General features: G+C 47.5%; 7 protein-coding genes and 3 rRNA genes (1 of these 10 cut by a window edge). 3 read left to right on the top strand and 7 right to left on the bottom strand.

Annotation, left to right across the window (positions count from 1 at the left end; translation table 11 throughout):
* From SATMO3_RS00235 to gyrA, 4 genes are all read right to left on the bottom strand, one after another.
* A 23S ribosomal RNA gene (locus SATMO3_RS00235) occupies positions 1 to 719 on the bottom strand; it reaches 2,279 nt to the left of the window's first position.
* A 361-nt stretch (positions 720 to 1,080) separates the two neighbouring features.
* Positions 1,081 to 1,198 (bottom strand): 5S ribosomal RNA (rrf, locus tag SATMO3_RS00230).
* 279 nt (positions 1,199 to 1,477) lie between these two features.
* Positions 1,478 to 3,134, bottom strand: a 16S ribosomal RNA gene (locus tag SATMO3_RS00225).
* The 16S, 23S and 5S rRNA genes sit together here, the layout of an rRNA operon.
* A gap of 523 nt (positions 3,135 to 3,657) precedes the next feature.
* Positions 3,658 to 6,111, bottom strand: a complete 2,454-nt coding sequence (gyrA, locus tag SATMO3_RS00220; protein ID WP_371375862.1) for a DNA gyrase subunit A — start codon at positions 6,109 to 6,111, stop codon at positions 3,658 to 3,660.
* Between the two features lie 237 nt (positions 6,112 to 6,348).
* Here gyrA and SATMO3_RS00215 point away from each other — a divergent pair, with 237 nt between their 5' ends.
* The 3 genes from SATMO3_RS00215 to buk all read left to right on the top strand — a co-directional run bounded on the left by SATMO3_RS00215 (position 6,349) and on the right by buk (position 8,796).
* Positions 6,349 to 6,987, top strand: coding sequence for a manganese efflux pump (locus tag SATMO3_RS00215; protein ID WP_371375860.1), 639 nt, complete (start codon positions 6,349 to 6,351; stop codon positions 6,985 to 6,987).
* Between the two features lie 24 nt (positions 6,988 to 7,011).
* On the top strand, positions 7,012 to 7,635 hold the full coding sequence (ytaF, locus tag SATMO3_RS00210) for a sporulation membrane protein YtaF (RefSeq protein ID WP_371375857.1): 624 nt from the start codon (positions 7,012 to 7,014) through the stop codon (positions 7,633 to 7,635).
* A 90-nt stretch (positions 7,636 to 7,725) separates the two neighbouring features.
* Complete coding sequence (gene buk / locus SATMO3_RS00205; protein ID WP_371375855.1) at positions 7,726 to 8,796, top strand: butyrate kinase; 1,071 nt, start codon at positions 7,726 to 7,728, stop codon at positions 8,794 to 8,796.
* 117 nt (positions 8,797 to 8,913) lie between these two features.
* Here the strand turns inward: buk and SATMO3_RS00200 are convergent, their stop codons facing one another.
* From SATMO3_RS00200 to SATMO3_RS00190, 3 genes are read right to left on the bottom strand one after another with little or no spacing between them, the layout of a single operon-like run.
* Complete coding sequence (locus SATMO3_RS00200) at positions 8,914 to 10,215, bottom strand: SpoVR family protein (protein WP_371375853.1); 1,302 nt, start codon at positions 10,213 to 10,215, stop codon at positions 8,914 to 8,916.
* On the bottom strand, positions 10,215 to 11,432 hold the full coding sequence (gene yhbH, locus SATMO3_RS00195; protein WP_371375851.1) for a sporulation protein YhbH: 1,218 nt from the start codon (positions 11,430 to 11,432) through the stop codon (positions 10,215 to 10,217). The genes SATMO3_RS00200 and yhbH overlap by 1 nt, the downstream gene beginning before the upstream one ends.
* A 20-nt stretch (positions 11,433 to 11,452) precedes the next feature.
* A complete protein-coding gene (locus SATMO3_RS00190; protein ID WP_371375848.1) occupies positions 11,453 to 13,378 on the bottom strand; it encodes a serine protein kinase in 1,926 nt (641 codons plus the stop codon).
* Between the last annotated feature and the right edge of the window lie 157 nt (positions 13,379 to 13,535).

The following is a 13,535-nucleotide window of genomic DNA, read 5'->3' as shown; positions in this document are numbered from 1 at the left end:
TTCCACTTAACCTCGCTAGTTACTGTAACTCGCCGGTTCATTCTTCAATAGGCACGCCGTTGACCACATAAGGGTCTTCGACTGCTTGTAGACATACGGTTTCAGGTTCTCTTTCACTCCCCTCCCGGGGTGCTTTTCACCTTTCCCTCACGGTACTATGCGCTATCGGTCGCCAAGGAGTATTTTGCCTTGGAGGGTGGTCCCCCCTGCTTCCCACAGGGTTCCTCGTGTCCCGTGGTACTCTGGATTCCGGCCATTTAGCTCTGCCTTTCGTTTACAGGGCTTTTACCTTCTGCGGCCTACCTTTCCAGGTAGTTCGACTAGGCCTGGCTAAACTTACGCCGGTCCTCAACCCCCTGCTCGACATTCGACCTTCGACTTTAGACTTTCGATGAGGTTCGTTAGACTTTCGTCTCCCTTCGAATGTCGCATGTCGAAAATCCAATGTCGAACAGGGTTTGGGCTCTTCCCCGTTCGCTCGCCGCTACTTAGGGAATCTCGTTTGATTACTTTTCCTCCGGGTACTTAGATGTTTCAGTTCCCCGGGTGCCCTCCTAGCAATCGCTAGGTGACGGTGCATTACCACCGCCGGGTTCCCCCATTCGGATATTCATGGATCAATGCCTGCTTGCGGCTCCCCATGACTTTTCGCAGCTTACCGCGTCCTTCTTCGGCTCTTGGCGCCTAGGCATCCACCGTATGCCCTTAACAACTTGACTTAGTTCAGTTGTCGACTGTCTATCGCACACCATCTGCGTTGTTGCAGGCTGCGCTCCGATGCTCAACGTACTTTCCAGTACGCCTCCGCTTCGGTGCTCGCCGCGCCTAGCATCTGATGCACGCTAGCCAGCCTCTCGGCTACATTTTACTGTGCCGAGGGTTTAGCTTACGCTTTACCTTCAGTATAAATCCTAATTGCGCGTTCGTTAAGTTACTTCTACATATTTGCATATGAGAGGTATTACTTTACTTTGCTTTCTTCTGTGCAGTTTTCAAGGAACACTTTCTCGACTATCGATTACGACGTTAGACTTTCGATTTTTGTCGAAGGTCGCAGGTCGAACCTCGAATATCGAGAAGAACCAGCAGACTTCCTAATCTCCCGGGCCGTTTCCAGCCAAGTACCTTCGGCGTTTGTGGGCTTAACTACTGTGTTCGGTATGGGAACAGGTGGAACCCCACAGCTATCGTCACTGGATATGTTGTTTCAGGAATATCTATGTTATCACAGTCACTCGTCTATTTCAACCAGTAACTTCTGGTAACGAACATTCCCTCAAAACCAAACAATGTAAGTGATACTACAGCCACCGCATATGGTGCGTCTAGTATCGTAATGCTTTGCCAGATGTCCGCACATCGAATTAAGATAGACTTGTTTACGACGGTCTATCAGAAATCTACAACCTGTAGACTCCCTCGATGGCATCGCCGACCTAGGATTTCGGACTATGTTTCAAATCCGTAGTCTCCCTAGAAAGGAGGTGATCCAGCCGCACCTTCCGATACGGCTACCTTGTTACGACTTCACCCCAATCATCGGCCCCACCTTAGACGGCTGGCTCCTTGCGGTTACCCCACCGGCTTCGGGTGTTTCCAACTTTCGTGGTGTGACGGGCGGTGTGTACAAGGCCCGGGAACGTATTCACCGCAGTATGCTGACCTGCGATTACTAGCGATTCCGACTTCACGGAGGCGAGTTGCAGCCTCCGATCCGAACTGAGAGCTTGTTTATGCGTTTCGCTTACCTTCGCAGGCTTGCTTCGCTTTGTTTAAGCCCATTGTAGTACGTGTGTAGCCCAGGACATAAGGGGCATGATGACTTGACGTCATCCCCGCCTTCCTCCGCATTGTCTGCGGCAGTCTCCCTTGAGTTCCCACCATAACGTGCTGGCAACAAAGGATAAGGGTTGCGCTCGTTGCGGGACTTAACCCAACATCTCACGACACGAGCTGACGACAGCCATGCACCACCTGTTTTCGTGTCCCCGAAGGGAGGAACTAATCTCTTAGTTTTTCACTCAATGTCAAGCCCTGGTAAGGTTCTTCGCGTTGCGTCGAATTAAACCACATACTCCACCGCTTGTGCGGGCCCCCGTCAATTCCTTTGAGTTTCAACCTTGCGGCCGTACTCCCCAGGCGGGGTACTTATTGCGTTAACTCCGGCACAGAAGGGGTCGATACCTCCTACACCTAGTACCCATCGTTTACGGCCAGGACTACCGGGGTATCTAATCCCGTTCGCTCCCCTGGCTTTCGCGCCTCAGTGTCAGACACAGTCCAGAAAGTCGCCTTCGCCACTGGTGTTCCTCCCAATATCTACGCATTTCACCGCTACACTGGGAATTCCACTTTCCTCTCCTGCACTCAAGATCCCCAGTTTCCTGCGCCCATACGGAGTTGAGCTCCGCACTTAGACACAAGACTTAAAAATCCACCTACACGCCCTTTACGCCCAATAATTCCGGACAACGCTTGCCACCTACGTATTACCGCGGCTGCTGGCACGTAGTTAGCCGTGGCTTCCTCCTTTGGTACCGTCATTACCTTGCATTATTTACACAAGATACGTTCGTCCCAAACGACAGAGCTTTACGATCCGAAAACCTTCTTCACTCACGCGGCGTTGCTCCGTCAGACTTTCGTCCATTGCGGAAGATTCCCCACTGCTGCCTCCCGTAGGAGTCTGGGCCGTGTCTCAGTCCCAGTGTGGCCGTTCATCCTCTCAGACCGGCTACTGATCGTCGCCTTGGTGAGCCATTACCTCACCAACTAGCTAATCAGACGCAGACCCATCTCTAAACGGTAGCTTATATATAGAGGCCACCTTTCTTAACTCAGTCATGCAACCAAGTTACCACATTCGGTATTAGCACCACTTTCGCGGTGTTGTCCCCAGTTTAGAGGCAGGTTGTCTACGCGTTACTCACCCGTTCGCCACTATCTGCTGTCCAACACCGAAGGCTCTTGTGTTGGCACTTGTTTTTGCGTGAAGCGCTCTCTATCGTTCGCGCTTGACACTGTCGGAGTTCACATCACCAAAACTCTCGGTGTTGAACAGCAGACCGTTCGACTTGCATGTGTTAGGCACGCCGCCAGCGTTCGTCCTGAGCCAGGATCAAACTCTCCATAAAAGTTATATTTATGGAGCCTTTTGTTGGCTCATAAAATTTAAAAGAAATTATTTAATGTGCTCAAACGAGCACCGCACATCTGGCTTTTAACATTTTATATGTTATTGATGCATTACTTACATTGTTCAGTTTTCAGGGAACAGTTCTGTTTGTTTGTCATTGCCTTGCAGCGCTGACGTTTCTATATGTTATCACGTATCTTTCTCCGTGTCAACATCTTTATTTTTGGTACTTTTTGTCGTTGTTATGCATGTTATATTTCAAGAACAGCATTTTTGGACGACTTGCTTATATTATCACAAGCCTACTTGTTATGTCAATAACTATTTATCGTATTTTATTAATTAAAAAAGAAATCCCGGCTGACGCCCTGCCTTAAGGCGAATGTCATTATCCTAACATAAAGAAAGCACGGCTTGCGCCGAGCCTTTGGCGAAAGGGAAGCCGATGTTGCCCTTATCCAGGCGAAAGTTATAGTTTCTATCAGGATAAAAAAAAGCGCCCTATCAAGGGCGCGATAACGTTAATCGTTATTTGCTTTCTTTTCAACAACGGCAAGTGCCACAACCTGATCATCCGCATCGGTACGCATAAGTTTTACACCCTGGGTACTGCGGCTGGTAACAGATATCGTATCAATCTCCATCCGGATTATAATACCGTCACTAGTTATCAACATCAATTCCTGACCAGGCCGAACGACCTTAATGCCAACTACCTGGCCAATCTTCTCAGCCGAATTAGGCTTAATGTTAATAACCCCTTTGCCGCCCCGCCCGGTTATGCGATAATCCACAACCGGCGTCCGCTTACCATAACCCTCCGAGGTTACCGTCAACACTTCACCGTCTCTTTTAACTACGTCCATGCCAATAACCTGATCGCCTGATTCCAGGTTTATCCCTCTTACACCATGAGCCGTCCGCCCCATAACTCTTACGTCAGCTTCATGGAAAACGATAGCCTTACCATCCCGGGTACCCATAATAATATCATGCTCACCGGTAGTAAGTTTTACGCCAATCAAATCATCATCTTCATCAAGGGAAATGGCAATTAAACCACCTTTACGGGCCGTATCAAACTCCAACAGTTCGGATTTTTTGACGGTGCCTTTTTGGGTAGCCATGAACAAAAATCGTTTACCGCTAAACTCTTTAATAGGTATTACAGCGGTAATTTTTTCGTCCTTCTCCACCTGGAGAAGGTTAACAATGGCTGTCCCTTTAGCTGTGCGCCCTGCTTCAGGCAATTCATAGCCTTTGAGGCGGTATACCCTGCCTCTGCTGGTGAAGAACAAGAGATTATGATGAGTTGTCGCAACAAATAAATGCTCGACGAAATCTTCTTCTTTTGTTCCCATGCCGGTGACACCTCTGCCGCCCCGCCGCTGACTGCGGTAAGTATCAACAGGCAGCCGCTTAATATAGCCTTGATGCGTCAGGGTAATGACGATATCTTCCTCGGCAATGAGGTCCTCAACATCCAGTTTGGAAACATCACTGGTGATGACCGTCCGCCGTTCGTCGGCAAACCGCTTCCTGACATCGAGAAGTTCTTCTTTAATGATATTTAATACTTTACCTTCGTCTGCCAATACACTTTCCAGCCATTCGATGGTTTCCAGGATGTCCTTGTATTCCATCTCAATTTTCTCGCGTTCAAGACCGGTCAGGCGCTGGAGGCGCATATCCAGGATAGCCTGGGATTGCTTCTCACTTAAGCTAAACTTGTCCATTAACGCATTTTTGGCAATCTCCGGTGTTTGTGATTGCCTGATGGTAGTGATAACGGCATCCAAATGGTCAAGTGCTATTTTTAAGCCCTCTAAAATATGAGCCCGGGCCTTGGCTTTAGCCAGTTCAAACTGTGTACGGCGAACTATTACTTCTTTTTGATGCTCAATATAATAATGCAACACTTCGTGCAGATTAAGCACTCGGGGATGACCATTGACCAGAGCCAGCATGTTAACGCCAAAAGTTTCCTGCATCTGGGTATGTTTATAAAGCTGATTTAAAATGATGTCGGCGTTGGCATCCCGTCTAAGCTCAATGACAATCCGCATACCATTCCGGTCACTCTCGTCCCGAAGATCAGTAATACCATCAATGCTTTTGTCGCGAACCAGCGCTGCGATGTTTTCAATCAGTTTGGCTTTGTTAACCTGATAAGGCAGTTCGGACACCAAAATGCGCTGTTTGCCGCCGGACATATTTTCTACTCTGGCCTGAGCCCGCATGCGGACACTGCCCCGCCCGGTAGAATAAGCCTGTCTAATGCCTTCCCGTCCCAGTATCAAAGCACCTGTCGGAAAATCAGGCCCTTTGATGGCCATCATTAATTCATTGATGGTTACTTCAGGATTATCAATCATCATGATAAGGCCATCAACGACTTCCCCTAAATTATGCGGCGGAATGTTGGTAGCCATACCGACGGCGATCCCGGAAGAACCGTTTATTAAGAGATTAGGCACTTTAGCCGGCAGGACTGCTGGTTCTTTCAAAGATTCGTCATAGTTAGGGACAAAGTTAACGGTATCTTTTTCAATATCGGCCAACATCTCTTCCGCAATGCGCGACATACGTACTTCGGTATAACGCATGGCAGCCGCCGAGTCACCGTCGACCGAACCAAAGTTACCATGACCATCCACCTGCATATAGCGGGTGGAGAAATTCTGTGCCATTCTGACAATGGCATCATATACTGAACTGTCACCATGGGGATGGTATTTACCTAAAACTTCGCCGACAATACGCGCTGATTTTTTATACGGCTTATTGGCCGCCATCCCAGCTTCATGCATAGCGTAGAGTATTCGGCGATGCACCGGCTTGAGCCCGTCACGGACATCAGGCAATGCTCTCGTAACAATTACACTCATGGCGTAGTCAATATAAGAATTTTTCATTTCGTCTTCAATTTTGATAGGCAGTACTTTACCTAACCCAAAATCTAAACCATCTTGCACAAAACCACCTCAATAATTCTACATTCTACTATATTTTCCCCATATGTGCAAAAAAATCCTGCAAATATCTGCCTGCCTGCAAAACTATCTGCCGGGATGAGTTCACAGGCACCTGTAAATCCTCTAAGCGACAAGATAGTAGTCCCTCCCATAATAGCATCAGTAACCGAAATTCCCCCCTAACCATATACTATCGTAAAAAGACCACTACGGCATCACACAGGAGGCGTATGGTTCATGAGTATCTTTTATGTATTACTGCTCGGCATAGCCGTTAGTATCGACGGCTTTGTCGCCGGTGTCGCATATGGCTTAAAAAATATTCGGATGCCGCTTGCTTCCTTAGGCATTGTCGGCATTGTAGCCTGTCTTTGTACTGCGCTCGCCATGGGCATGGCCTATATGATCGGACGGTTTATCCATACAGATATCGCTATAGCCCTGGGCTCACTGCTACTTATACTGCTAGGATTATGGAGCTTATTTCAACAATATTTAACCAAAAATGTCGTGTCATATGAAATGGATGGCGAGATTACCGCCCGCAAACTAACCTTTTCCTTGGGCCGGTTGGTAATCAGTATTATGGCTAAACCGGAGACAGCCGATGTTGACAAACTGGGGGTAATTAGTCCACTGGAGGCCGTCTTTCTGGGGTTAGCGGTAGGCGCTGATGCAATGGTAGGCACCTTTGCTGCAGCCTTGATGGGACCGCTGCCACTGTATACGCCTTTTGTTATTGGGATTATACATATGGTGTGCATTGCCGGCGGTTACCACTCTACCAGGAAATATGTGCCGGAGAAACTAAAAAGAAAATTCCCTTACCTACCCGGAACACTGTTAATTATTCTTGGCCTAATCCGTTTAGGATAATGTAATGAATTATAGGAGGCAACTATGTTATATGTAATCTTATTAGGCTTTGCTGTCAGCCTGGATGCTTTTGCCGCCGGTACGGCCTACGGCCTTAAAGCAATAAAAGTTCCGCCCCTGTCGTTGGCGGTGGTTGGTCTCATTACCGCCGTCTGCACAGGCTTAGCCATGGCCCTATCCGGCTACTTAGGCTCCTTTCTTAACACCCACTGGGCCGTTGCCGCTGGCTCACTGCTCTTAATTGCGATCGGCACCTGGAATATCTTCCAGGAGTATATCACTAAAAGAAGCTTGTCTCTGACCGGTACGGAGGATCACCGCCTTACCTTTCGGCTGGGGCGGATAGTAATCAGCATTATGTCCGACCCGGAAACAGCAGATATCGATCATTCCCATTCCATAAGCCCTGCTGAGAGTATCCTGCTGGGTTTGGCCTTGGGTGTCGACAATATGGTTGCCACATTCGCAGCCGCTTTAATAAAACCACTGCCGCTTTACACGCCGGCGATAATGGCCTTCATTCAGATGTTTTTAATTTACGCCGGTATCCATGCCGCCTCCCGTCTGGCTACCGAAGATATAAAAAAACGGTTTCCCTATGTTCCCGGGGCCATCTTAATTATCTTGGGGCTATTGCGCTTGGTATAACCAAGTGCTTATTATTTACTTAACAATTCTTACAAATAATACTAAAATAGAATTAATATTTAAAGCCTGTAAAATGATGGAGGTCGTTTCATGCCGTATACTATTATAACCCTTAACCCCGGTTCAACTTCCACGAAAATAGCCTTATACCAGGATACTAATGAAAAACTTGTCGCCAATATCAGCCACAACGCGCAAACCATCGCAAGCTTTGCCACTATCGCCGATCAGTATGAATACCGTTTGGCGAAAATCACCGAATTCCTTGTCAGTCAGAATGTGGATATCTGTGACTTAGACGCCGTCGTTGGCCGCGGCGGCCTCTTAAAGCCAATCAATAGCGGAACTTATCTAGTAAATGAACTAATGCTGGATGATTTAAAGCATAATCGCTATGGTGCTCATGCCTCTAATTTTGGCGCCATTCTTGCGGATTCGCTGGCCAAACAAAGCGGCTGCCCAGCCTATATTGTTGATCCGGTAGTTGTGGACGAGCTGATGCCCGTTGCCCGGCTCACCGGCCGGCCCGAGATTACCCGCCGCAGTATTTTTCATGCCCTTAACCAAAAAGCTACCGCTAAACGTTTTGCCAAAAGTATCAACCGCGACTATGACCAGCTAAACTTAATTATAGCTCATTTAGGCGGAGGCATATCCATAGGGTGCCACGTCTGCGGCAAAGTAGTTGATGTCAACAATGCCTTTGACGGCGATGGTCCATTCTCGCCGGAGCGGGCCGGTACCGTACCGGCGGGACAATTTGCCGAACAGGTAATTAATAAAAACTTAGATTATGCCACCGTCAGCAAGTTGTTGGCCGGCAGGGGCGGCCTGGTAGCCTATTTAGGCACGAACGATGTCCGCGAGGTCGAGCAACGGGCTGCGACCGGCGATAGTGAGGCAGCCCTTGTCTATCAGGCCATGATTTATACCATCGCCAAAAGCATTGCCGCCGCCGCAGTGCCTGTTTGCGGCAAAGTGGATCATATTATCCTGACAGGCGGTATTGCCGCTTCCAAGCAACTGACTGCCAAGCTTGAGGAGTATATTGGTTTTATTGGCCCCATTACCGTTATACCCGGCGAAAACGAACTGCAGTCGCTGGCTGAGGGTGCCTACCGTGTGCTCACCGGCGAGGAAATTCCTCAGGAATATAAGTGACTAAACAGGGAGAGGCGGTCTTCGCCTAGCCTTCCAAGTTATGCGCCGCATTGGATTAACATACTTTATCTAAACGAAAGAGTCCCTGGAGAGGCATATCTCCAGGGGCTCTTTTTTCTATATATCCCAAACCGACACAATCTTATCCTCGGTACACCGGATAATTTTATCCCGGTCATTCAGTTTAGTTTTGAGGTCCACCCTGCCGCCCCATAATTCGGCGATATACTTAATAGTTTCTTTGGCATAGTTCATCTCGAGTTCCCGCCCGTCATAGATATGCTCCAGCACCAGCACACCGTCCTCTACGCCGCGCGGGCAGATTTCCGGCGCCATTCCCAACCCGACTGCAGTAACCAAGTCATCCCTAATGCTTTTCCATCCTTCTTCGTCAGCAACTTCGGCCACCACGATATCTACGCCGCGAATTTTGTATTTAAATAAACACAACTCTTCACATAGTTCCTGATTCAGATAGCGCCTGAGGAACGACTGATCCCGCTCTTGCTGACGGATTTCAAATATCTTCTCCTGCCCGTACTTCTTTTGCAGATACTCAAACATTTTAAAACCTATAAAGTAAGGATTAAGCTGCCCCTCATGCGGTCTGACAACCAGATTATGCCGCTGTAAAAACTCAAAGTGCAGGTTTTGCGGTAAGTTTAATTCATTGAGCAAGGTATAATGCCAGTAGCTGGCCCACCCTTCATTCATAATCTTGGTTTCTACCTGGGGCATGAAGTAAAAAGTTTCTTCACGGACAATGCTGATCAAATCCCGCTCCCAGTAGGCCAGCTTGCCCCGCTCGCTTAGAAACCACAGTAAATCGGATTGCAGGCGATCCGGAATTTCATCCGGCGATTCTTTCGCCAAATCTGCCTTTCCCGGCGGTTTGCCCTCTCCCTGCCGCCGCACCTGGAACCGTAAAGCATGGGCAGCGTCTAGTATCCGCTCGACCTTTTTCGGTCCGATACTGGGATCGGCCATATAATCCCGAACCCGGCCGGCGTGGGTTTTAAACATCTCCACAGTCAGCTCAGCCCGGGTATTCTCCTTAAACATCCGGTTATTTTTAAAAAAGTCATTATGCCCGTACACGTGGGCAATTGTCAGTATTTGCAGCAACAATGTATTGTCCCGCATCAAATACGCGATGCAGGGATCGGAATTGATCACCATTTCATAGGGTAAACCGGTCAGGTTATAACTGTAGAAAGTCTTTTGCCGCTCGTAAGCTTTGCCGTAACTCCAGTGAGGATAATGCGCGGGCATACCTACATAGGCCTCATAGCATAGCATATCCTCATAACTGCATATTTCAAATTGCTGTTCGTAGCAGGAGAGCCCTTTTTGAACAATAAGAGCTTCAATTTGTTCACTCCATTTTTCCAGATCGGACAGAACATACTCGCCTGCCATTAACTGTCACCTCCGGTATCTGCGCCTGCGTTTTCTTCAACTTCTGATTCTTTTTCCAATATCCGTTTAAGTGCAGGCCAAACATCTTCTTTACGGGCCATCGTCACAACAACAAAATTCTTATCTTTTATTTTTTGCTCAAGTTCGCGGCGTATGGTAATGCCATACCCGTAATTAGCCAGTATCTCCACATATCCCATCAGATTACTAATGCCTACCAGTTCCTGCGCTTTCTCTACAGTGCGCTGGTTATCCTCAGTCCAGTTGTCGCCGTCTGTACAGTGGAAAGCATAGATATTCCATACCGACGGGTTATAACGCTGCTCAATGATTTCCAAGGCCTTGGCATAGCCACTGGAAATCATTGTACCACCGGACTCGCCATGATGAAAAAACTCCCGCTCATTAACTTCCTTGGCTTCGGTGGTATGGGCCACAAATACTACATCCACCCGTTCATACTTCCAGCGCAGGAACTGATACAACAAAAAGTAAAAGGTCCGGGCCAAATATTTTTTACTCTGGTCCATAGAACCGGACACATCCATAATACAAAAAACCACAGCGTTTGAATGACGGCGAATGTCTTCCTTCACCCGAAAATAACGTAAGTCATCTTCGCGGAAAGGTACCCGTTCCCGTATCCGGCGGCCATCTTCGTCCCGGGTCTCAGTGCATACTTTTTCTCTGATGAGTCCCTGCTGGCGCTTAAGCTTTTCCATTACCGTACGTTTCTTGGCAAGTCTTGGCGGGATGCCTTTACGCTGGTACCCGGATTTTTTATATTTATACTCTGTTTCCTGTACGGCAAATTTCTTTCGCTCCAAATCAGGCAGACTGATGTCTTCAAACATATAACTGATAATTTCATCCATAGTGATTTCTGTTTCGTAAATGTCTTCTCCCTGCTCATTGCCCGCCTGACCAGGCCCTTTATCCTGCTGGGAATTGGTGCGGCCGACTACCTGGCCCCGCTGCTCCTCACCGGTCCCGCTGGCCGTACCGCCGTTGTTTTTTCCGTAAATAAACTGATATTCTTTCAGTCCGCGAATAGGTATCTTGATTTTCTTGTTTTTATTTTGGCCGATAATGCTTTCCTCGGCAATAATATCACCCAGATTGCGTTTAATAGCATCTTCCACAAGCTCCCGGTGGCGTTTACGGTCATATTGTGAACGGTCCGACTGGCCGGTGCGCCCTTCCTTAAATATTGCCATAGGTCACCTCCGCTCCCGCACTAATCCTTCCACAAATTATTGGCGGCGTATTTTAGTATCACATTGCAGCAATGCGGGCAGTAGCCGTTGTCTTTCATGGCTTCTACCATGGCGTTAAACTTGGTGTCCTGCTCTTTGTCACGCACTCTGGCCTGCGTAATAACCCGGGAAAGCTCTTTGACCGACGCCGTTAGCTTCTTTTCGATGGCTTCTTTGAGTGGCTCATAGCTCGAATATTCAATTTTTCCTCCATTACGCATAACAGTGAACATATAGGAGGTAACATCCTGGCGAAACCCCTGGGCGGCCGTGCCGATAATACCAATCTGCTCTTCAATGGACTGGAGAAACTTGATATCAGGCTCTAGCTCCTCGCCGGTATTTTTGTCTTTGAGCTTAGTGGCGTTTACATAGGCTTCGGCATGATCCAGATAATTGTTAAACAGGCTTTCGGCCTGCTCCTTATATCCATGAATAAAAGCCTTGGTCACTTCTTTTTCCAGTATCTTGTTGTACTCTTTCTTGATCGTATCCTGCAGGAAACCCAGATACCGTTTTTTCTCATCTTCGGCGATGGCCAGCTCTTTGGTGGCCTTGACCATGGTCTCAATGACGGCAATGGGATTGATACAATTGAATTCTGATTCTGATAACGCCGTATCCAGCACTTTCATAATAAAACGGGTGGAAATGCCTGTCATGCCTTCCCTTGGCGCTTCTTCGCGCAGTTCAAAGATATCAATCTTTTTGGTAGAGCCTTTCTCGACGATTTCCTCACCATTATATATTTTAAGCTTGGTAAACGAATCTACCTTGGAAGAAAACGACAGGCGGGTAAGAATAGCAAACATGGATGCGACCTCAATGGTATGGGGCGCAATATGAGCATTAAAGCTGCTGCTCTTTAGCACCTTGCGGTAGATCTTGACTTCTTCATCAAGTTCCAGGCAATATGGCACCTCTACTTTGACAATTCTGTCAAGAATGGCCTCATTGGTATGGTCGGATTTGAATTTATTCCACTCAGCTTCATTAGAGTGAGCCAGAATAATCCCGTCAAAATAAATCATTGCTCCCTTGCCGGGAGACGGGATAGATTTTTCCTGGGTAGCCGTAATCATGGTATGCAGGTATTCTACGTCATTTTTAAAGACCTCGATAAACTCTACTACTCCCCGGTTGCCAACATTGAAAGCGCCGTTGAGGGATAATACCCGCGGGTCATCCTCCGGGTACATATCAAGCTTGGAAATATCCACAGACCCGGATAATACCGAAGTATCCTGATTATTGGGATCAACCGGCGGCACAACACCGATGCCTTTTCGCGAGCGAATGGAAAATTCAGAAGTTGTAACCGGGAAGCGCTCAAATTCACCGTTATATTCCGTCTTCAGCCGGTAGCGGCAGATAGGGCACAAATCGCCCTCAATCTTTACGCCCAGCATTTCTTCAAACTGCGGGCGCAAATGTTTGGGAATAAGATGGAGTGGCTCTTCGCGCATCGGGCAGTCTTTGAGCATATAAATCGGCGGACTCGTTTCCAGCGCCTGTTTTAAAGCCTCCATAATGGATGATTTACCGGCCCCCACCGGCCCAACCAGGTATAACACTTGCCGGGATTCTTCGCCTTTCATGGCTGCCGAGTGAAAATACCGCATAATTTTCATGATACTCTTGTCAATACCGAAAAACTTACTCAGAAAGAAGCTATACCGTTTAAGGGTATCATTGCCATAAATCCTCTTAAGCCGCGGGTGTTCTTCGGTCTTTAATGTCTCTACGCCGGATTTGACGAGTAGCTCGTGCATCCGCTGATGAGCTAACACCGCAATCCCGGGAGACGCTTTTACGATCGTCAGGTAATCTAACATAGTACCATCAAACTTATATTGTTTATGTTCGTCACGGTCTTGCTTAATTAGCTTTTCAAAGTCATAGGACATAAAAATTGCCTCCCTTTCCTTTGTGAACTCATTAAAAAATTCCTCAATATTTAAATATGCGTATATCTTATGTCACAAAAGGCCAATAGACCTTTTTACTAATTTATTACCATGATTCAAAAATTGGGCCTGTCTGAAATAAAAAAACGCAGCAAAT

Origin of the sequence: Sporomusa aerivorans (assembly GCF_041428895.1) — a bacterium.
GTDB classification, from domain to species: Bacteria; Bacillota; Negativicutes; order Sporomusales; family Sporomusaceae; genus Sporomusa; species Sporomusa aerivorans.
Note: the sequence above shows the minus strand (reverse complement) of the source record. Positions and strands in the feature narration are given on the sequence as shown.